Origin of the sequence: Mycobacterium sp. (assembly GCF_036490025.1) — a bacterium.
GTDB lineage: Bacteria > Actinomycetota > Actinomycetes > Mycobacteriales > Mycobacteriaceae > Mycobacterium.
The window spans coordinates 1-20099 of sequence record NZ_DASXEP010000112.1 but is presented as its reverse complement, the minus strand read 5'-3'; the positions used below and the strand labels follow the sequence as shown (position 1 = coordinate 20099).

Below are 20099 nucleotides of genomic sequence, written 5' to 3'. Positions count from 1 at the left end.
CGTTTGTACAGCTCCGCGAGTGTGTCGTTGCGAACGGCTGCACGTAGATAGTCCAGGTCAGAAAAGTTCGCGACACTTCGACTGAGCGGCTGTGACTTCGATAGCAGCTCGCGCAAAGCACTCAGTAGGCCATCCCTGTGGGTGGGTAGTTTGTTGTTGTTGGTCATGTCCAGCAATTCGAGGGTCGGTTTACGGGCGTGGGTTCACGTCCTCGCCTCAAACGGTTTCACGGAGCAGGGACGCGGCCGTGTCACGACACGCGACACACCCGGTTCCTTAGTGGATTTTTAGTCCGATGTCGGGTAAGGCCTTTGTCCGCGCCGTCGAAGCGCGGCTAGCGAGTGCGCCATCCGCCAGGCGGACCTTGTCGCCCGCAGGCCGCCCGCAGGATCTCCGCGCAATGCCAATCCCGGCCAACGATCCGGCTAGACATTCCCGCAGCTCAGGTGCCACTTCGTAACTATCCCCCAGGCCAGCAAACGCTGACAAACGCCCAGGACGTAGTTCGCGCTCTACTACGACGTGTGAGTCGGCAACCGGCTCAGCGCTTTTCGTGGCCTACAGATTCGCGGGATCAAATCTGGGCGTGAGAACAACGGGGGCACTGAGTTGAGCGCCGGTGTGCGGCCCCGAAATGATGGTGTCTGTCGTCGTGCCCAGAAAGCCGCGGCGGCCGTCTGAGTGAAGGATTGTTGAGGACTCGTCCATACCGTCACCGTCGGGCATCGGGCTTTCGCGGCTGGACCACTCTCCAGATGCCCATACCATCGTTTCCACGTTCTTTCCCAAGGCGGGCGAGTTCGGGTCGCTCATCGGCGTTGATGTGGCAACGCACTTCGAGCCTGTGCACTTGGTCGAAAACTGGATGAAACCAACGTAATCGACGAAGCCCGATGACCATTCGGATGCGGTGCTGTCCACGTACGTCGACTGGCTGTCCTCGACGGTCAGTTGGTACTGGCCGTTGAGCATTACTTCGGACGGAATCGGCGGCGTCGGTCTGACCGGTGCTGGAGCCGGCTTGACCCAAGTCGGTGCTGACGAAGGCAGGTGTTGTGGTCCGATTCCCCAGCCGCTGAACGTCAGACCGACGGCCACGACGACCAGTACGGCAAGAATCACGGCGGCGAGGCCGATCGCTCGCCGAAATCGCCAATGGCTAACGCGCAACACCGTGATCCATCGTTTACCGTGCCCATCTTCTGCAGCGTTGAACCCGCCAATTCGCTTGCCGTACATATTGTTGTACTTCGATACAGTTAGTTTTTGCACCGTAGTCAGCTGCGGAATTGCTGAAAGCTAGCTGTGGATATTTGGCTTCCAGCAGGCCGACCTAGCCCCGACCACCGCCTTGACCGGGCAGCGTCCGCAATGCTAAGCAGGTGCTCAGCATTCGACGTGCATGGTTATGGAAGGGATCAGATGGCGCTGCAGACACTCCTGGACGACATCCGCAAGCGGCCCGGTTCGGGTGACGTGATCGCGGTCATCGATCCCGCTACCGAGGAGACGATCACCGAATTCACCGACTGCGGCGAAGAGGCGGTCGACGAGGCCGTCGCGCGGGCGAAGTCGTCGTTCGAGGCGGGCGTCTGGTCGCAGCTTCCGGGCCGCGAACGCGCCAAGATGATGTGGAAGATCGCGGATCTGATCGACGAGCACGCTGACCAGTTCGCCCGACTCGACTCGCTGAACACCGGTATGCCGGTGATGCAGGCAACCCTGCAGATGTCCACCTGTTCGGAGTTCTTCCGCTACTACGCCGGCTGGTGTTCCAAGCTCAACGGCGTCGCCTATGACGTGAAAACCGACGGCATCGCGACGGACGCCTTCGTCAACATGCACGCCTACACGCTGAAGGAGCCCTATGGCGTCGTGGGCCTCATCTTCCCGTGGAACGGCCCGATCTTCAACGCCAGCGCCAAGCTCGCACCGGCGCTGGCGGCAGGGAGCAGCATGATCGTCAAACCCGCTGAGGAGACGCCACTTTCGGCTCTTCTGCTCGACAGACTGGTCCACCAGGCCGGCGTTCCCGAGGGGGTAGTCAACCTGCTGACCGGCTACGGTCACACCGCCGGCGCGGCGATCTCCGCACACGCGGGAGTCGAGAAAGTCGCGTTCACCGGCTCGACGGAGGTGGGCAAGGAGATCGTGCGGGCATCGGCCGGCAACCTCAAGAAGGTCACCCTCGAGCTCGGCGGTAAATCGCCGGTGCTGATCTTCGACGATGCCGACCTGGACAAGGCCATCCTGATGGCGTCGCTGGGCATCTTCGTGCACTCCGGCCAGGGCTGCGTCTGCGGGTCCCGGATCTTCGCCCAGCGCGGCGTGTACGACCGTGTGGTGGAAGGCATTTCGATGATGGCCAACACATTCAAGCTGGGCGCCCCCAGCGAAGAGGGCTGCGTCAGCGGCCCCTTGATCAGCCAGAAGCAACTGACCCGCGTGATGGGCTTCATCGACGAGGGCAGAAGCGACGGCGTCGACGTGGTCGCCGGCGGTTACCGCCTGGACCGCAAGGGCTACTTCGTGCACCCGACCGTGCTCACCAACGTCGACCCGGGCATGCGGCTCTATCAGCAGGAGATTTTCGGGCCGGTGGTCAGCATCCTGGCGTTCGACGACGAAGACGAGGCCGTGGCGCTGGCCAACGACACCAGCTATGGCCTGGCGGCCACTGTCTACACCGAGAACCTCGGCCGCGCCCACCGGATCGTCAAGCGGCTGCAGGCGGGCAGCGTGCAGGTCAACTGCCAGTTGGTGTTCGACCATGACGTGCCGTTCGGTGGCCACAAGCAGTCCGGCTGGGGGCACGAGTTCGGCAAAGAAGGCATCGAGATGTACATGAAGACGAAGTCGGTCTGGGCTCAGCTCTGACCACGTATCGTCAGCCCGTGGCGCAAAGTCTCGAGGCGCGGCTGACTTCGCACTGGCCGATCGCCCTGGCGGTGTTTCGGGTGATCTTCGGGCTGCTGTTCCTCAGCCATGGCTTGTCCTCGGTGTTCGGCTGGCCCGCAGCGGGTCACGTTGCGCGGGTGGGACAGTGGCCGGATTTCTACGCCGGCTGGATCGAGCTGATTACCGGCGCCCTGATCACCGTTGGGCTGTTCACCCGGCCGGCCGCCTTTCTGGCCTGCGGCGAGATGGCGTTCGCCTACTTCACCGTCCATCTGCCGCACGGCTTCTTCCCGATCAACAACCACGGCGAGGCCGCGGTGATGTATTGCTTTGCCTTCTTCCTGCTGATCTTCGCCGGGGGTGGCGCCTATGCCGTGGACGGCCCAGGTCGAGGCCGCCTGCGGCGCTGACTCTTACCGCAGCGTCGCAAAGAATGCGCGGACGTCGTCGACGAACAACTCCGGCTGCTCGAACGCGGCGAAGTGCCCGCCGCGCGGCATCGTCGTCCAGTGCGTGATGTTGTAGGCGGCCTCGCACCAGCTCCGCGGGGTGCGCAGGATTTCCTTCGGAAATGAGGCGACGCCGGTGGGCAGCTCCACCCGGCCGTCGGTGACAAAACTATTGAAGCTCTCCCAATACAGCCGCGCTGAGGATGCGCCGCTACCGGTGGCCCAATACAGCATCACGTTGTCGAGCAGTTCACTACGGCTGACCGCGTTTTCGGGATGCCCGTCACAATCCGTCCACGCCCAGAACTTCTCCACGATCCAAGCCAGTTGTCCCACCGGCGAATCGGCGAGTCCATAACCCAGCGTCTGCGGCCGGGTGGATTGCTGCTTGGAATAGCCGGTTCCCCATTTGCGGTGCTCTGCATATGCCGCCAGCGCTTGTTGCTCGTCTTCGGTGAGATCGCCGGACCCCGCGGCAGGCCCCGCGATCGGCATGTTCAGGTGGATGCCCACGCAACGACCACGGTTGCGGCCTATCTGGGTCGTCACCGCCGCACCCCAGTCGCCGCCCTGAGCGCCGTACCGGCGGTAGCCGAGCCTGCCGACAAGCGTCTCCCACGCTTCGGCGATCTTCTGCACGCCCCACCCGGGGCGGGTTGGCCGGCCGGAGAACCCGTATCCCGGCAGCGACGGGCAGATCACGTGGAAGGCGTCCTCGGGCCGGCCCGACGGGGGGTTGACCAGCGGCTCGATCACCTTGTGGAATTCCACCACCGAGCCCGGCCAGCCGTGGGTGATCACCAGCGGCAGCGCGTCGTGGTGCGGCGAACGCTGGTGGATGAAATGGATGTCCAGCCCGCCGATCTCGGTGAGATAGTGATCGAACCGGTTCAGCGCGGCTTCCCGGGAGCGCCAGTCGTAGCCGTCGGCCCAGTAGGCGGCCAGCTCACGGGTGTAGGCCAGCGGAGTGCCCTGGCTCCAGTCGTCGACGGTCTCAGACTCCGGCCATCGGGTACGCGCCAGACGCTCGTGCAGATCGTCGAGAACGGCGGAGGGGACGTCGATGCGGTACGGCCTGATTTCGGGCATAGCTCTCATCATGCAGGCACCGACGATCCCCGAGTGTCACCAGGTCCGTCGGTGATACCACCGACGCGGTGTCACACGGTGTTTCGAGGCAACCTGCCCATGTGGTAGCCGATCGGAAAGGACATTTCGATCACCCGAAGCTGATCGTGGGCTTTCGACTCGAGCTCGAGGACTACGCAGCTGTTGTCAAAGGCCTTCGACTCCAGGACGGTGTAGTGCTGGCCGCCGCCGTGGACGTCGGTAATCGGGTCTCCTGATCGCAATGCCTCCACGGGCACCAGTTCGGGGTTTCCGGGTAGCTCCACCCACGTCACGTTAGGGCAATCGCGCGAGCGGCGGAATGCTTTGACGGGCACGAGCTCCGATCAGCCGTCCAGCGCCAGGTCCTTGCGGAATCTCTGCATGCCGTTCACCTTCTCGGCGAGCGTGGCGTCCGGCCCGGAGTAGAACATCCACGGCATGGTGACAATCCCGCTGATGCCCGCATCCTCCGCGCGCTGGTAGTCGGCGATGGTGAAGGCATCGGTCAGCGGCGTGAGAATGGTGAAATCGTCCATGGATAACCCGTTTTCGGCTCGCAGCTCACGCAACCGGGCCGCTGCCGCGATAGCGTGGTCGGTGTTGATCAAGTCGCCGATCCAGCCGTCATACCGGGCGGCACGGCGCAACGCGATCTCACTGAGCCCACCGACATAGACCGGTATCCGCGGCGGCGTCGGCTGCATCTCCAGGCGCGGGGTCTGGTAGTACTCGCCGTCGAATTCCGTCCAGTCCGGCGACCACAGGGTTCGCATCAGGTCGAGCATCTCGTCGGTGCGTCGACCGCGGCTGGAGAAGCGTTGCTCCATCAAGGCGAACTCGTCTTCACACCAGCCGACGCCGACACCGAGCTCGACTCGGCCGTCGGCGAGATATGCCGCGGTGCCAATCGCTTTGGCCGCCGAATACGGATTACGCATGGCCGGGATGTAGACCGTCGTGACGAACCGCAGCCGCGTGGTGACCTGCGCGAGTGCACCGACCAGAACCCACGGGTCGGGCCACTCGGTGAACGGCTGCCAGCGCCGCCGGCCGTCCTTGGTGTACGGGTACGGGGTGTTGAGGGTTTCCAGGTTGACGATGTGATCGGGTATCCCGATGCCGTCGTAGCCGAGGTCGTCGGCGATCTTGGCGACCTCGACGATCTCGCGGGTATCCAGGAATGCGCTGCTGATGTAGAACTTCATTCAGCGTCCCGCGCCCACGCCGGCTTGATGAAGATCCCCTCCGCTTCGACGGTAATCCCCTCGGCATCGGAAAGATGGCCCGATACAAACGATTTGACTCCTTCGGTGCGCTCGATCGCGGCGTCGGCGCGCAGCCTTCCCAACGGGGTACCGCGCACGAATCGAACCGTGAGGGTCCCGGTGAACAGCGGCTTGGTCAGGCCCGCGCTGGCGGCTTCACCGAGCACGTGGTCGAGCACCAGCGCACAGACGCCGCCGTGTACCAGCCCGGGCGGGCCCTCATAAGCGGCGTTGAGGGTGAACTCGCTCCAGCAGCGGGTGGCGTCGTCGCCATGGTGGATGGTCAGCGGCGGGGCGATCGCGTTGCGCAAGCCGATCACCGCGTTGCTCCACACCACCGGACGGCTCCCGACCGCGTAGCGCACCACATTCGACTCGTCACGTTGGTTGCGGCGCAGCACATCCGATGCAGCCCGGATCGCGGCTCGAGCGGTCTCGATGGAGTCCTGATCTGCGTCGGTACGCAGAGCCGCCTGGATCAGCTCACGCACGTCGTCGGTCAGCGGACCGTAGAGCGCCACGAGCCGATCATGTTCGTCGGCGCTCATGACCTCGTAGGGGATCATTCGTCGAAGATCTTGTGCACGACGGCTTTTGCGCGCCGAGTCACCCGCAGGTAGTTGTCCAAGAACTCGCCGCCGTCCCCGTTCTTCGCCCAGCCCGCCGCGACGGCGACGGTGTTGAGCAGGCGTCCGGGCCCGGGCAACTGGTCGGTGGGCTTGCCGCGAACCAGCACCAGCGCGTTGCGCGCGCGGGTCGCGGTCAGCCACGCCTCCCGCAGCAGGCCCGCGTCCTCGGTGGTGATCAGGGCGGCCTCAGCGGCGGCGTCCAGGCTCGCCAGCGTCGAGGTGTTGTGCAGCGCGTCGATTTCGCTGGCGTAGCGCAGCTGCAGCAGCTGCACGGTCCACTCAATGTCGGCCAGTCCCCCACGCCCCAGCTTGGTGTGGGTTTTCGGGTCGGCGCCGCGCGGCAGCCGCTCGGAATCGACCCGCGCCTTCATCCGCCGGATCTCGCGGACCGCCTGCGCGGACACCCCGCCGGAGGGGTAGCGCGTCTTGTCGACCATGTGCAGGAACCGCCGACCCAGATCCGCGTCACCGGCGACCGCGTCGGCCCGTAGCAGCGCCTGGATCTCCCACGGCTGCGCCCACTGCTCGTAGTAAGCGGTGTAGGAGGCGAGCGTGCGGACCAGCGGACCGCTGCGGCCCTCAGGGCGCAGCCCGGCATCGACCTCCAACGGCGGGTCGGCACTGGGGGTTCCCAGCAGCGCGCGAATCTGCTCGGCCACCGTGATGGCCCAGCGCACCGCGTCGGAGTCCCGCACACCGTCGGCCGGTTCGCAGACGAACAGCACGTCGGCGTCGGATCCGTAGCCCAGCTCGCGGCCGCCGAGCCGGCCCATCCCGATGACCGCGAAGGCGGCCGGGGCGTTGCCGCTATCGGGGAGGTTGGCCCGAATCACCGCGTTCAGGGCGGCCTGGAGAACCGCGACCCACACCGCGGTGAGCGCGGCGCACACGTCGCTGACGTCGAGCAGGCCCAGCAGGTCGGCCGACGCGACGCGGGCCAGCTCACGCCGCCGCAGTGAGCGCGCAATGGCGATGGCGCGCACCGGATCGCTCTGCCGGCCCGCCGAGGCAACCAGTCCGCCGGCCACCGCGTCGGGGTCCACGTCGAGCAGCTTGGGTCCCGACGGACCGTCGCTGTAGTTCTGGACGACCTCCGGTGCGCGCATCAAGAGGTCCGGCACATACGCCGACGTTCCAAGCACATGCATCAACCGCTTGGCCACCGAGGGCTTGTCGCGCAGCGTGGACAGATACCAACGCTGGGTCACCATCACCTCACTGATCCGGCGGTAGGCCAGCAGCCCGCCGTCGGGATCAGGGGTATCGGAGAGCCAGTCCAGCAGTCTGGGCAGCAGCACCGATTGCACCCGGCCCCGGCGACCGCTCTGGTTGATCAACGCGGCCAGATGGGTCAGCGCGCTTTGCGGCGCCTCGTAGCCCAATGCGGCGAGCTGACGCTCGGCCGCCGCCGGCGTCATTCCGTGGGCGAACTCCAGGCCTTCTGGCGCAAGCGATTCCAGCAGCGGCTGATAGAACAGTTTGGCGTGCAGCCGCGACACCCGCAGGTGGTGGCGTTTGAGTTCCTCGCGCAGCACTCCCAGCGCATCGTGGCTGCCGTCGGGTCGGACATGGGCCGCCCGGGCCAGCCAGCGCATCGCCTCGTCGTCGTCGAACACCGGCAACATGTGGGTGCGTTTGAGGCGCTGCAACTGCAGCCGGTGCTCCAGCAGACGAAGAAACTCGTAGGAGGCAGTCAGGTTCGCCGTGTCGTCCCGGCCGACGTAGCCGCCGGCGCCCAGCGCGGCCAGCGCGTCGACCGTCGACGCCACGTGCAGCGACTCATCGTTGCGGCCGTGCACGAGCTGCAACAGCTGCACCGCGAACTCGACGTCGCGCAGCCCGCCGCTGCCGAGTTTGATCTCGCGGCTCCGGACGTCGGCGGGCACCAGTTCCTCCACCCGTCGACGCATCGCCTGGACCTCGCTCACGAAATCCTCACGCTCGCAGGCGTTCCACACCATCGGCATCAGCGTGGCGATGTACTGCTTACCGAGTTCGGCGTCGCCGGCGGCAGGTCGGGCTTTCAGCAACGCCTGAAATTCCCACGTCTTGGCCCACTGCTGGTAGTAGCTGACATGCGAGTCGAGGGTGCGGACCAGCTCACCGTGGCGACCTTCCGGGCGCAGCGCCGCGTCCACCTGGAAGAAGGCATCCGAGGCCAACCTCATCATCTCCCCCGCTATCCGGGCGGAAACCGGATCCGCGGGCTCAGCAACAAAGATGACGTCGACGTCGCTGACGTAATTCAGTTCGCGCGCACCACATTTGCCCATCGCGATCACCGCCAGCCGGGGCGGCGTGGCGTCCCCGCACACGGTGATCTCGGCGACGGACAGCGCGGCCGCCAGTGCGGCGTCGGCCATGTCGGACAGCTGGGCACCGACGGCCCTGAAGGACAGCACCGGCTCGTTCTCGACCATCGGCGCCAGATCCAGCGCGGCCAGCACCAGTAGCCGGTCGCGGTAGCATTCGCGTAGCCGCCACACCACCGACCCTGCGGCGCTTGGCGGTTCAGCGACGCACTCGGCGAACGCCGCACGCAGTTGTTCGGCGGACGGCAGTTTCACGTTGCCCTGCAGCAGACGCCACGCCTGCGGATGGGCGACCAGGTGGTCCCCCAGCGCCAGCGACGATCCGAGCACTCCGAACAGCCGGCCACGCAGGCCGCGGTCGGAGGCCAGTGCCGCGTTGAGTTCGTCCCAGCCGTCGCCGAGCGCCTCGGCCAGCCGGACCGTCGCACACAAGGCCGCGTCCGCGTCCGCCGCGCGCGACAGTGACCACAACACGTCGATGTGTTCTTCGGTGTTCCACCCCAGCTGCGCCAAATTCGCGCCGGCGCGGTCGTCGACCAACCCGAGGCGCCCGACACTGGGCACTTTCGGCCGTTCTGTCACGGGATGGTTCACGCTCTCGACGTTAGCGCAGAACGAGACCTCGTCTGGGCGGGCCGCCCACACCAGCTACAGCGCGAGGTACGTCTGCAGTTCGTAGGGCGTGACGTGCCGGCGATAGTTCGCCCACTCCGTGCGCTTGTTGCGCAGGAAGAAGTCGAAGACGTGCTCCCCCAGCGCCTCTGCGACGAGCTCGGAACTCTCCATCGCGCGCAGTGCTTCGTCGAGGCTGGACGGCAACTCGCGATAACCCATCGCGCGCCGTTCGGTGGCGGTGAGGTCCCAGACGTTGTCTTCGGCCTGGGGGCCCAGGACGTAACCCTTCTCCACGCCGCGCAGCCCCGCGGCCAACAGCACCGCGAACGTCAGGTACGGATTGCAGGCGGAGTCGGGGCTGCGCACCTCGATACGCCGCGACGAGGTCTTGTGCGGGCTGTACATCGGGATGCGAACCAGGGCCGACCGGTTGGCGGCGCCCCACGACGCCGCGGTGGGCGCCTCGCCGCCGAGCACCAGCCGTTTGTAGGAGTTGACCCACTGGTTGGTGACCGCGCTGATCTCGCTGGCGTGCTCGAGGATTCCGGCGATGAACGATTTGGCGATATCGGAGAGCTGGAGTGGATCGTCCGGGCTGTGGAACGCGTTGACCTCGCCCTCGAACAGGCTCATGTGGGTATGCATCGCCGAGCCGGGGTGCTGGCCGAACGGCTTGGGCATAAACGTCGCGCGCGACGCCTCGTTCAGCGCAACCTCTTTGATCAGGTAGCGGAACGTCATCACGTTGTCGGCCATCGACAGCGCGTCCGCGAAACGTAGGTCGATCTCCTGCTGGCCGGGCGCGCCTTCGTGGTGGCTGAATTCCACCGAGATACCCATGGATTCCAGCGCATCGATCGCGTGCCGGCGAAAGTTGGAGGCGGCGTGCACGGCCTGGTCGAAGTAGCCGGCGTTGTCGGCCGGAACGGGTACCGACCCGTCTTCGGGGCCGGGTTCCAACAGGAAGAACTCGATCTCCGGATGCACATAGCAGGAGAAGCCCAGATCGTTGGCTTTGCCTAGCTGACGGCGCAATACGTGGCGCGGGTCGGCCCACGACGGCGAGCCGTCGGGCATCGTGATGTCGCAGAACATCCGCGCCGAGTGGTGGTGGCCGGTGCGGGTCGTCCAGGGCAGCACCTGGAACGTCGACGGGTCGGGATGCGCCACCGTGTCGGATTCCGAGACCCGGGCAAAGCCCTCGATGGACGACCCGTCGAAGCCGATGCCTTCTTCGAAGGCGCCCTCAAGTTCGGCAGGAGCGATCGCGACCGACTTGAGGTAACCGAGCACGTCGGTGAACCACAGCCGGACGAACCGAATGTCGCGTTCCTCCAACGTGCGGAGCACGAATTCCTTTTGTCGGTCCATACCTGGAACAATATGCATGCGCCGTTAAGTTTGTGTTACCGGCGCGGCTTAACACCTTAAGTTTCCCGGGGCCGCCCCATCGACCAAGTAGCGGACCGCAGCGCCGTCGACGCAGTCATTTCCGTTGAACACCACGGTGTGTTGGGTGCCCTCGAAGGTGATCAGGTCGGCGCCGAGTTGGCGGGCCAGGTCGACGCCGGCTTGGTATGGGGTGGCCGGGTCGTGGGTGGTGGACACCACGACGACTTTGCCGGGAGCGACCGGCGCCGCTGGCTGCGGCGATGACGTCGCGGGCACCGGCCACAGCGCGCACAGGTCGCGCGGCGCATGCCCGGTGAACTGCCCGTAGGACGCGAACGGCGCGACCTGACGGATGCGCCGATCGACGTCCGCCCATGCCGCAGGATCGGTCGGCTCGGGTGCATCGACGCAGCGGACCGCGTTGAACGCGTCCTGCGAGCTGTTGTAGTGCCCCTTGTCGTCGCGGCCGTAGTAGGCGTCGGCCAGCGTCAACAGGTCACCGGGGTCGGTACCGCGCCGCAGGCCGAGCAGACCGCTGGTGAGGAACTTCCAGAACTGCGGGGTGTAGAGCGCGTTGACGGTGCCCGTGGTCGCGTCGGCGTAACCGAGCCCGCGGGGATCTGAGGTCGGCGCGGGTTTGGTCACCAGCGGGTCGATCAATTGGTGGTAGCGGCTGACCCACTGCGCCGGGTCGGTGCCCAGCGGGCAGTCCGCCGAGCGGGCGCAGTCCGCGGCGTAGTCGTTGAACGCGGTCTGAAAGCCCGCCTCCTGGTTGACGAGCTCGTCGATGGGGCCGATGCTCGGGTCGATGGCGCCGTCGAGCACCATCGACCGGACGTGGTCGCCGAAGCGTTCGACGTAGGCGGTCCCCAGCTCGGTGCCATAGCTATAGCCCAGGTAGTTGATCTGCTCGTCGCCCAGCGCCTGGCGTACCGCATCCATGTCGCGGGCAACCGACGCGGTACCGACGTTCTCCAGGAACGCCGAGCCGTTCCGGGCCACACAGCGTTGGGCCACCTGCCGATAAATCTGCTCGATGTGCGCCACGCCTTGGGGGCTGTAGTCGACCATCGGCTCGCGCCGGTAGGCATCGAATTCGGCGTCGGTCTGGCAGTGCACCCCCGGCGTGGAGTGGCCGACGCCGCGGGGGTCGAAGCCGACCAGGTCGAACCGCTGACTGACCTCTGAGCCGGCCAGGTCCGGGCCCATCGCGGCAACCATGTCGACCGCCGACGCCCCGGGACCGCCCGGATTGATCAGCAGCGCTCCGATCCGCGGCCCGGTCGCCGGAATGCGAATCACCGCGAGGTGGACTTGGGCGCCACCCGGGTTCGCGTAGTCGACGGGGACCGCCACGGTCCCGCACTGCGCGCTGGGCACGTCGCCGGGGCCGTTGAGGACCTGGCTGCAGCTTCCCCAGTTCAGCCGCGGCGTCGACGACGGCTGTGGCGCCGCCGGGCTGGGCGTGGGGCCCGCGTCGTATCCCGGCGTCGCGCCCGCCACCGGCGCCCAGGCAACAGCCGCCGTGATCGACAACATGAAAGAAAGCAGCGCAGAGCTCAGCCGTCTCATGCGCCACATGGCAGTCAATCGTGGCATGCGTCGGCCACAGGCCGTGATCCCATTGGTCACACCTTGGTCTCGTTATTTACCGCGCGGTCTTTATGTTTCGCTTTTACCGCGGACCTGCGGGCGGTGCTAACACTTAGCCCCCTTGGACGGCACTGTACCGCTGATGAGATAGGCCGTCGCATAGTCGTCGATGCAGCTGTTGCCCTGAAAGACAACGGTGTGCTGCGTGCCGTCGAAGGTGAGCAATCCGCCGTGCAGTTCATTCGCCAGGTCGACGCCGGCTTGGTACGGCGTCGCCGGGTCATGGGTGGTGGATATCACCAGCGTCGGCGCCAGGTTGGACACCGAGATGGGGTGTGGCTTGCTCGTCGGCGGCACCGGCCAGAAGGCGCACGTGCCCAGCGGGGCGTCGCCGGTGAACTTGCCGTAGTTCATGAACGGAGCGACTTGACGCGAGCGGCGGTCCTCGTCGATGACCTTGGCCCGATCCTTGACCGGCGGTTGGTCCACGCAGTTGACCGCAACCCGGGCGTCGGTGGAGTTGCTGTAGTGGCCGTGTTTGTCGCGACGCATGTACAGGTCGGCCAATTCGAGCAGCATGTCGCCGCGATGATGGGCCAGCTCGGCCAGCCCGGACGTCAAGTGGTGCCAGAAGGTCGGCGAATACAGCGCCATGATGGTGCCGATGATGGCGTCGCTGTAGCTCAGGCCACGTGGATCTTTGGTGCGCGCCGGCCTGCCGACCGACGGATTGTTCTTGTCGACAAGCGGATAGACCAGACTGTGGTAGACGTCAACAGCTTTCGCCGGGTCGGTGCCCAGCGGGCAGGTGGGCGACTTGGCGCAGTCTTTCGCGTAGTTATCGAAGGCGCCCTGAAAGCCCTTGGCCTGACGCAGGTCTGACTCGACGGGATCGGCGTTGGGGTCGATGGCGCCGTCAAGAATCATCGCCCGGATGTTCTTCGGAAATGCTTCGGCATAGGCAGCGCCGATCCGGGTGCCGTAGGAGTAGCCCAGGAACGTCAACTTGCTGTCGCCCAACGCTTCCCGGATGGTGTCCAGATCGCGGGCGACGTTGTCGGTTCCGATGTTCGCCAAGAATTTCTTGCCCATCTTGGCTAGACAGCGGCCGACGTAGGCCTTCGTCTCGTCCTCGATGTGTGCCACGCCTGCCGGGCTGTAGTCAACTTGCGTCTCGGTGCGCAGCCGGTCGTTGTCGGCGTCGGAGTTACACCAGATCGCCGGTCGTGACGCGGCAACACCGCGGGGGTCGAACCCGACCAGATCGAAGCGTTCCCTCACCTGCGGCGACAACGATTGCACGATGCCCAGCGCCGCCTCGATGCCGGATTCCCCCGGGCCGCCCGGGTTGATGACCAGCGAGCCGACCTTGTCTCCGGTGGCCGGGAAGCGAATGAGCCCGAGCGTGGTGGCGTCGCCGCCGGCGTGCTTGTAGTCCACAGGTACGGCGAGCTTGCCGCACTGCGCGGCGCCCGGCAGCTTCACCACGGCCCCGCCGGAGATTCGGCACGGTCCCCACTCCACCGGTTGGCCGACTTTGGGGCCGGAAAGCACCGCGCGACCCTTGACGACCTGCGTGCAGCCGGCCACTGTCGCCGCGACGACCGTCACCGCGGTCCAGATCAGCATCGAGCGCGCGATCTTGCCGCGGCGAGGGGTCCCCATGCCCAACATGCTGCCATGGGTCAACGCGAGCCCCCGGCTGCTGGGGCGTCTATCGTGTCGCGAGCAGCAGTTCTTCCATTCCGACCGCGAAGTCGTCGGCAAGGTCCCACAGGTCCGGCACCAGCTCCGGGCAGGCGATGATCCCGACGTCGAGTTTGCCGGTCAGCGACATCACGGTGATGTTCAGCCCGGAGCCGTGGAAGATCGGCCCCAGCGGATACATCGCCTTGACCTCACTGCCCTGGAAATACAGCGGGACCTGGGGGCCCGGCACGTTGGACACCACCAGGTTGTGCACCGGCCTGCTCTTGGTGAGCCGGGTGCGCGCATAGGCGCGCATCGCCAGACCGAACACGGCGGGGGCGGCGAACTGCGACCAGTCTTGTAGCAGCGTGGCACTGATCGCCGAACTATGTTGCTTGCCAATCGAATTCGCGTCAGAGATGGCCTTGATCCGTTCCGCCGGGTCGGCGATATGGGTATGCAGGCTGGAGAACATGCCCGAAACCTGGTTGCGCCCAGGCCGATCCGATTTGCCGCGCACTGATACCGGTACCATCGCCACCAACGACGACTCCGGCAGCTCACCCCGGTCGAGCAGGAAATGTCGCAGGACGCCGGACACCAACGCCATCACCACGTCGTTGACCTTGACGTCGAAGTAGCTTTTGACCTTTTTGATGTCCTCGAGGTCCAGCTGCGCATAGGCGATGTTGCGGTGCAGGGTGACGCTCGCGTTGAACGCGGTGCGCGGGGCGGTGAAAGGCGTCGCCATCGTCTGGCCGATGCGCGCCCGCAATACCGTCTTGACCACCGATGACGCGGTATCCGTCAGCGCATTGGCAAGGCGCAGCGGCCTGGTCGCGAATTTCAACGCTCCGGTCACCGCGATCTCGATCTGGCTGGCACCGCCGACGCCGTCGACCGGGTCGGGTGCGGGCGCGTCCGCCTCGGTGCTGCACAGCTGCGACATCAGATTGGCCCCGGTCACGCCGTCCACGCCGGCGTGGTGCACCTTCGTCATCACGGCCAGACGGCCATCCTGTTGGGCATCGGTGCCCGCAACACCTTCGATGACCCACATCTCCCACAACGGCCGGGTCCGGTCCAGCGGCAGGCCCGCGATATGACCGCAGATCTCGGCCAGCTCCGTCCGTCCGCCCGGCGGCGGCAGACCGATTCGGTGCAAATGGCGGTTGACGTCAAAGTTGTTGTCGTCCACCCAAACCGGATGGTCCAGGTTGAGCGGGCTGTCGGCCAGCTTCTCGCGGAACTGCGGCATTGCCTTGATCCGCACCGCCAATTGGTCGCGGAGCCGGTCGAAGGTGTAGCCCCCGGGCATGGTCGACGTGTCGAGTTCCAGAATCGAGCAGACATGCAACGGCTGCGTTGGGGTTTCCAGGTAGAGGAAGCTGGCGTCGAGTCCACTGAGGCGCTGCATCAGCCGATGGTATGTCCGCTGTCGCGGGGCGGCGCCAGAATTGTCCGATGGGCAACGGTGTGAGGAAGTCCACTGGGCCTGTTCTGCACAGGGTCGGCCGCAGATGGCAGACTGTTTGGGTCAGACGAACCCGGGGACCCATTTGGGCCACGAGGATCGACCCGACCACCACTAGGGACAATGATGTCTGAACACAGTGTTTACGGCCCTCATTCCGCGCAGCCCGATACCGCTGCCAAGCCGCGGACCAAGGTGCGTGTCCACCATCTGCAGAAGATGAAGGCCGAAGGCCACAAGTGGGCGATGCTGACGGCCTACGACTACTCGACTGCCCGGATCTTCGACGACGCCGGCATCCCGGTGCTGCTGGTCGGCGATTCGGCTGCCAACGTCGTCTACGGCTACGACACCACGGTGCCGGTCTCGATCGACGAGTTGATTCCGCTGGTGCGTGGCGTCGTGCGCGGCGCACCGCACGCTCTGGTGGTCGCCGACTTGCCGTTCGGCAGCTATGAAGCCGGACCGGCCGCGGCGCTCGACACCGCGATTCGTTTCATGAAGGAAGCCGGCGCGCATGCGGTCAAGCTGGAGGGCGGCGAGCGGGTCGCCGGGCAGATCGCTGCCCTGACCGCCGCCGGTATCCCGGTGATGGCTCACATCGGCTTCACCCCGCAAAGCGTCAACACCCTGGGTGGTTTCCGGGTACAGGGCCGCGGCGACGCCGCCGAGCAGACTATCCACGACGCGATCGCCGTGGCCGAAGCCGGTGCCTTCTCCGTGGTGATGGAAATGGTGCCCGCCGAGCTGGCCACCCAGATCACCGGCAAGCTGACGATTCCTACGATCGGGATCGGCGCAGGACGCAATTGCGATGCCCAGGTGCTGGTCTGGCAGGACATGGCCGGGTTGACCAGCGGCAAGACGGCCAAGTTCGTCAAGCGATTCGGCGACGTCGGCGGCGAATTGCACCGCGCGGCAACGCAGTACGCTGACGATGTCGCCAGTGGGGTCTTCCCCGACGACGAGCACAGCTTCTGAGCTGCCGGTTTCGCCGCCGCCCGGATATGGCACGTTAGCCGGGATGTCTGTCAACGCCGCGGGCCCATCGCGGTACCTCGAGGTGGAGCGCAAGTTCGACGTCCACGAGTCCATGCCGCCACCGTCATTCGATGGCATCGCGGAGGTCGCCGGGGTTAGTCAAGCCGAGACGCAGGCGTTGGACGCAGTGTATTTCGATACCCCGGCCGGTGATCTGGCGCTGCACCGCATCACGTTGCGCCGTCGCACCGGCGGCCTCGATGCGGGCTGGCATCTGAAATTGCCCGCCGGCCGCGATGCCCGCACCGAAGTGCGGGTGCCGTTGGAAGCCACCGGCAGCCGCGACCCGCACGCTGTGCCGACCGAGCTGCTGGATGTGGTGCTCGCCATTGTCCGGGACCGTCCGGTGAGTCCGGTGGCGCGGATCAGCACCACCCGGCAGGTTCGTCTGCTCTACGGTGTCGACGGCGCGACGCTCGCCGAGTTCTGCGACGACCGGGTCGCCGCGGGACGCGTCGCCGACGGGCCCACCGCCCAACAGCGGTGGCGGGAATGGGAGCTCGAACTCGTCGGCGCCGAAGCGAACTCCGGGCTGATGGACACGCTGTGCGAACGGATACTCGACGCCGGTGCCAGCCCGGCCGGTCATGGCAGCAAGCTGGCGCGGGTGCTCGACACCTCGCCAAGCGGCGAGCGTGACCAGCCGACCGAACCGCTGCATCGGGCGCTGGCTGAACAGATCGGCGAGCTGCTGGAGTGGGACCGCGCGGTGCGGGCCGAGGCCGACGACGCGGTGCACCAGATGCGGGTGACCGCACGCAAAATCCGCAGCCTGTTGCAGGCCGCTCCGGATTCCTTCGGGCTCGTTGACAATGCGCCGGTCGTCGATGAGCTACGCGAGCTGGGCAACGTATTGGGGAGCTGCCGCGACGCCGAAGTCTTAGCCGACCGCTACCGCGGCGCTTTGGACGCTGTGCCGCCGGAGCTGATCCGTGGGCCCATCCGGGAGCGGCTTGTTGACGGCGCCGAACATCGCTACCGCACCGGGCTCCGACATGCGTTGGCCGCCTTGCGCTTACCTCGTTATTTCCGCCTGCTCGATGACCTGGACGCATTGGTCACCGAAGCCCCGCCGGCCGGTGCCGAGTCCGCGCCGGCGATCGTCGGCGCGGCGGGCAAGAAGGTCCGCAAGGCGGCGAAAGCCGCCCGACGGGCGGTCGTCGCGACGGAACGTGACGAAGCGATACACCGAATCCGTAAGCGCGCCAAGCGACTTCGTTACACCGCAGATGCGACGGGCGCGAAGAAGGTATCCAAGCGGGCCAAGAAACTACAGTCGTTGCTCGGTGATCATCAGGACAGCGTGGTCAGCCGCGCGCACCTGGTGCAGCAAGCCGAGACCGCGCACGCGGCCGGCGAGGACACCTTCACCTACGGGCTGCTGTATCAGCGGGAAGCCGACCTGGCACTGGACTCCCGCCGGCGGCTGCCGCCCAAGCTCGGCAAGCTCTTTCAGGCAGTGCGCAAGCTGTCGGACTGAGGGTCGACCTTATTTCCAGAAAGCGTTCATGGGTGGGGCGTACATGTCGTTGGCAGTGAGCGGGGCCAGAGTTCCTGGCATAGCACGCAAGGCGTCTTCAATAGTGGCCATCAGGCTGTACTCGTTGTAGTAGGCGTCGGTGGTGAAGGGGCCGGATTCCATTCCGCCAGACGTCACGGCGCCCCCGTTCGGGATGATGATCATCGGAACGTTGTTGCCATCGTTACCGAAGCCCAGTGACAGGTTGTTGTTGTCTTCGTCGAACGTGATGATGATCGCGTCCTTCTGCGTCGGGTCAGTCCACGTTGCCGAGTGTTCGATGGAGGACACCTCCTGCTGGAGGAACTGGTCGCCGGCCTCGACGTTGTACTGGTGGTCCGTGAACTGGCTGTAAATGAATTGGCCGAGGCCTTGGAGATTATCGATGGGGCCTTCCATGTTGTGGTCCTCGTCGGCGGCGATCCACGTGAATTCCGGGAAGCTGCTTGGGTTTTGGAGATCGGTAGACAACTGCGTCAGCGGGAGCAGGTGTTCCTGAAGGTAGGCGGGGGTGTTGTCGTAGACGTAGCTGAATTGGGCAAAGGGTAGTTCGTCGACGGAGTAGTTACCCGATGACACGAGGTCACCCGGGGTGGGCATGCTCTGCGCGTAGCCGGCCCACGAGATGCCGGCCTGGTCCATTTCTTGCATCAGGCTGTTCGCGTCGATGACGTTCCCGGTGGGGTTGTAGTCGAGGCCGAAGTCCGATCCGCCCAAGGGCCGGATGTAGTTGGGGTCGCTGGGGTGACCCAGCGCGAAGTAGTTGTCCGCATATCCGTTGGTGTTGATCAGGCTGTTGATGTACGGCGCGTTGGGGCTGCCGACGATGTCGTCAACGCCCTTGTTCTCCATGTAGATCAGGAACACGTGATCCAGTTGGCCGACATCGGATGTGGGTGCAATGAGCGGCGCCGGGGTGAGGCTCGGATCGCCGACGGTGAACGACTCGTTGTCGGCGTAGGCGCCGTTGTAATTGCCGAGGACCCAGTCTTTGTCGGTGAAGGTCGTGGTCACCTGCGCGGAGGTGGTGCCCTCCGGGACCGTGCCCGAGATGTCGCGTTCCTCAAACCCGGTTGTATACAGGCGATCCCATACCGTGACCGGGTTGAGCGAGTCGGTGCCCAAAACGTCCCCATGGGCGTCGAGGAAGGTGACCTGCACCGTGGCCGTGGAAGGATCCCAGCCTTGGCCGCCGAGATCTGCACTCAGCGTGAACGGCGTTCCGGCTGCGCCGGTGAGGTCGACAGTTTGGCCGATGCTGGACGTGGCCACGGGTCCGCCGCCGGCGAAATTGTCGCCGCCGCCCGCGGGCGCGGTCTGTGGAAAGTCGAAAAACTTCGGGAACGGTGACGAGAATGGGAACGGATAACCGCCCTGGGTGCCATAGGCGATCACGGTCGGGGTGCCGGTCTCCGTCCAGCCCGGAATGGTCACCCCGCTGTAGCCCGACCCGGACGGGTCGGCCGTTTCGAAGCCGGGGTTGACCAGCAAGTTCTGACTCATCGGCTGCGCATCAGCGCCGCCACAGATCAGCCCGCAACTATCGCCCGCCAAGGCCGGATCAGCTTTTTCGGCGAAGGCGTTGAGCGCGTTATCGACCTGGATCCCAAAGGGACTGTTGATCCAATCCTGCTCAAGGCTTTGCGTGAAGGTGTTCCACCAATCCGCACCCGCAGCACCGGGATCCGACACCGCAGCGCTGGTGTCGGGAAATACGCTGCCGCCCATCCCCAACACCGAGCCCACACTGCCAAAGTCCGCCGCCACAATGCTGTCCCATGACGCGGTGAGATCTCCCACCAGCGTGCTCAAATCCGCACCCAGCACCGGATCAACACTCGACAGCACGTTAATGATCGGCTCGATGATCACTTCGAACGCGTCGGCATGCGCGGGCGGTGCGGCAGCCAGCGGAGTCAAGCCGAGCGCCAAAAACGCCCCCGCACCGCTACTCAGACCGACCACCTGACGGCGGCGGCGCGCCTTGGCGTTGCGCGAATGACGATTCCGCCTCGTGGCCCGCTGACCAGTCATCGGACAACCTCCCGACCTAAGGTTGTTTCTCAGTTAACGTTAAGCTACTCCTTAGCCAATACTCATCGAGTCGCAACGT

Annotated in this window: 15 protein-coding genes; 4 read left to right on the top strand and 11 right to left on the bottom strand. The window is 65.6% G+C overall.

The annotated features are described in order from the left end of the window. Positions 1 to 558: 558 nt before the first annotated feature. Entirely contained in the window at positions 559 to 1272 is a 714-nt protein-coding gene (locus tag VGG53_RS12305) for a hypothetical protein (protein WP_331518339.1), read from the bottom strand. Between the two features lie 150 nt (positions 1273 to 1422). Here VGG53_RS12305 and VGG53_RS12300 point away from each other — a divergent pair, with 150 nt between their 5' ends. Beyond that, positions 1423 to 2877 carry an aldehyde dehydrogenase family protein gene (locus VGG53_RS12300; RefSeq protein WP_331518338.1) on the top strand — a complete coding sequence of 485 codons (1455 nt, stop codon included), beginning with the start codon at positions 1423 to 1425 and terminating at the stop codon, positions 2875 to 2877. A gap of 17 nt (positions 2878 to 2894) precedes the next feature. Then, a complete protein-coding gene (locus VGG53_RS12295; protein ID WP_331518337.1) occupies positions 2895 to 3308 on the top strand; it encodes a DoxX family protein in 414 nt (137 codons plus the stop codon). A gap of 3 nt (positions 3309 to 3311) precedes the next feature. Here the strand turns inward: VGG53_RS12295 and VGG53_RS12290 are convergent, their stop codons facing one another. From VGG53_RS12290 to VGG53_RS12250, 9 genes are all read right to left on the bottom strand, one after another. Next, positions 3312 to 4427, bottom strand: a complete 1116-nt coding sequence (locus tag VGG53_RS12290; protein WP_414688955.1) for an epoxide hydrolase family protein — start codon at positions 4425 to 4427, stop codon at positions 3312 to 3314. 80 nt (positions 4428 to 4507) lie between these two features. Next, a complete protein-coding gene (locus tag VGG53_RS12285) occupies positions 4508 to 4741 on the bottom strand; it encodes a hypothetical protein (protein ID WP_331518335.1) in 234 nt (77 codons plus the stop codon). A gap of 60 nt (positions 4742 to 4801) precedes the next feature. Continuing rightward, on the bottom strand, positions 4802 to 5662 hold the full coding sequence (locus tag VGG53_RS12280) for a TIGR03619 family F420-dependent LLM class oxidoreductase (RefSeq protein ID WP_331518334.1): 861 nt from the start codon (positions 5660 to 5662) through the stop codon (positions 4802 to 4804). After that, complete coding sequence (locus tag VGG53_RS12275) at positions 5659 to 6270, bottom strand: PaaI family thioesterase (RefSeq protein WP_331518333.1); 612 nt, start codon at positions 6268 to 6270, stop codon at positions 5659 to 5661. Before VGG53_RS12275 ends, VGG53_RS12280 begins: the two co-directional genes overlap by 4 nt. A 14-nt stretch (positions 6271 to 6284) precedes the next feature. Next, the gene (locus VGG53_RS12270; RefSeq protein WP_331518332.1) at positions 6285 to 9257 is read right to left on the bottom strand and encodes a bifunctional [glutamine synthetase] adenylyltransferase/[glutamine synthetase]-adenylyl-L-tyrosine phosphorylase; all 2973 of its coding nucleotides are present in this window, start codon (positions 9255 to 9257) and stop codon (positions 6285 to 6287) included. Between the two features lie 54 nt (positions 9258 to 9311). Beyond that, on the bottom strand, positions 9312 to 10649 hold the full coding sequence (locus tag VGG53_RS12265; protein ID WP_331518331.1) for a glutamine synthetase family protein: 1338 nt from the start codon (positions 10647 to 10649) through the stop codon (positions 9312 to 9314). A gap of 48 nt (positions 10650 to 10697) precedes the next feature. Continuing rightward, the gene (locus VGG53_RS12260) at positions 10698 to 12251 is read right to left on the bottom strand and encodes an alpha/beta hydrolase (protein ID WP_331518330.1); all 1554 of its coding nucleotides are present in this window, start codon (positions 12249 to 12251) and stop codon (positions 10698 to 10700) included. Between the two features lie 117 nt (positions 12252 to 12368). Further along, positions 12369 to 13928 (bottom strand): alpha/beta hydrolase, encoded by a 1560-nt coding sequence (locus VGG53_RS12255; RefSeq protein ID WP_331518329.1) that lies wholly within the window; start codon positions 13926 to 13928, stop codon positions 12369 to 12371. A 49-nt stretch (positions 13929 to 13977) separates the two neighbouring features. Then, positions 13978 to 15369 carry a wax ester/triacylglycerol synthase family O-acyltransferase gene (locus tag VGG53_RS12250; RefSeq protein WP_331518328.1) on the bottom strand — a complete coding sequence of 464 codons (1392 nt, stop codon included), beginning with the start codon at positions 15367 to 15369 and terminating at the stop codon, positions 13978 to 13980. A 183-nt stretch (positions 15370 to 15552) separates the two neighbouring features. On the opposite strand from VGG53_RS12250, the gene panB reads away from it, so the two are divergent. After that, positions 15553 to 16407 (top strand): 3-methyl-2-oxobutanoate hydroxymethyltransferase, encoded by an 855-nt coding sequence (gene panB / locus VGG53_RS12245; protein WP_331518327.1) that lies wholly within the window; start codon positions 15553 to 15555, stop codon positions 16405 to 16407. Between the two features lie 43 nt (positions 16408 to 16450). After that, the gene (locus VGG53_RS12240; protein WP_331518326.1) at positions 16451 to 17947 is read left to right on the top strand and encodes a CYTH and CHAD domain-containing protein; all 1497 of its coding nucleotides are present in this window, start codon (positions 16451 to 16453) and stop codon (positions 17945 to 17947) included. 9 nt (positions 17948 to 17956) lie between these two features. Here the strand turns inward: VGG53_RS12240 and VGG53_RS12235 are convergent, their stop codons facing one another. Then, on the bottom strand, positions 17957 to 20020 hold the full coding sequence (locus VGG53_RS12235; protein ID WP_331518325.1) for an alkaline phosphatase family protein: 2064 nt from the start codon (positions 20018 to 20020) through the stop codon (positions 17957 to 17959). Positions 20021 to 20099 lie beyond the last annotated feature (79 nt).

What these genes read in the sequence shown, in the direction of transcription:
- panB (WP_331518327.1), top strand. Translation starts at nt 15,553, where the DNA reads ATGTCTGAACACAGTGTTTACGGCCCTCATTCCGCGCAGCCCGATACC.
- VGG53_RS12275 (WP_331518333.1), bottom strand. Translation starts at nt 6,270, where the DNA reads ATGAGCGCCGACGAACATGATCGGCTCGTGGCGCTCTACGGTCCGCTG.
- VGG53_RS12280 (WP_331518334.1), bottom strand. Translation starts at nt 5,662, where the DNA reads ATGAAGTTCTACATCAGCAGCGCATTCCTGGATACCCGCGAGATCGTC.
- VGG53_RS12235 (WP_331518325.1), bottom strand. Translation starts at nt 20,020, where the DNA reads ATGACTGGTCAGCGGGCCACGAGGCGGAATCGTCATTCGCGCAACGCC.
- VGG53_RS12300 (WP_331518338.1), top strand. Translation starts at nt 1,423, where the DNA reads ATGGCGCTGCAGACACTCCTGGACGACATCCGCAAGCGGCCCGGTTCG.
- VGG53_RS12255 (WP_331518329.1), bottom strand. Translation starts at nt 13,928, where the DNA reads ATGGGGACCCCTCGCCGCGGCAAGATCGCGCGCTCGATGCTGATCTGG.
- VGG53_RS12260 (WP_331518330.1), bottom strand. Translation starts at nt 12,251, where the DNA reads ATGTGGCGCATGAGACGGCTGAGCTCTGCGCTGCTTTCTTTCATGTTG.
- VGG53_RS12240 (WP_331518326.1), top strand. Translation starts at nt 16,451, where the DNA reads ATGTCTGTCAACGCCGCGGGCCCATCGCGGTACCTCGAGGTGGAGCGC.
- VGG53_RS12250 (WP_331518328.1), bottom strand. Translation starts at nt 15,369, where the DNA reads ATGCAGCGCCTCAGTGGACTCGACGCCAGCTTCCTCTACCTGGAAACC.
- VGG53_RS12265 (WP_331518331.1), bottom strand. Translation starts at nt 10,649, where the DNA reads ATGGACCGACAAAAGGAATTCGTGCTCCGCACGTTGGAGGAACGCGAC.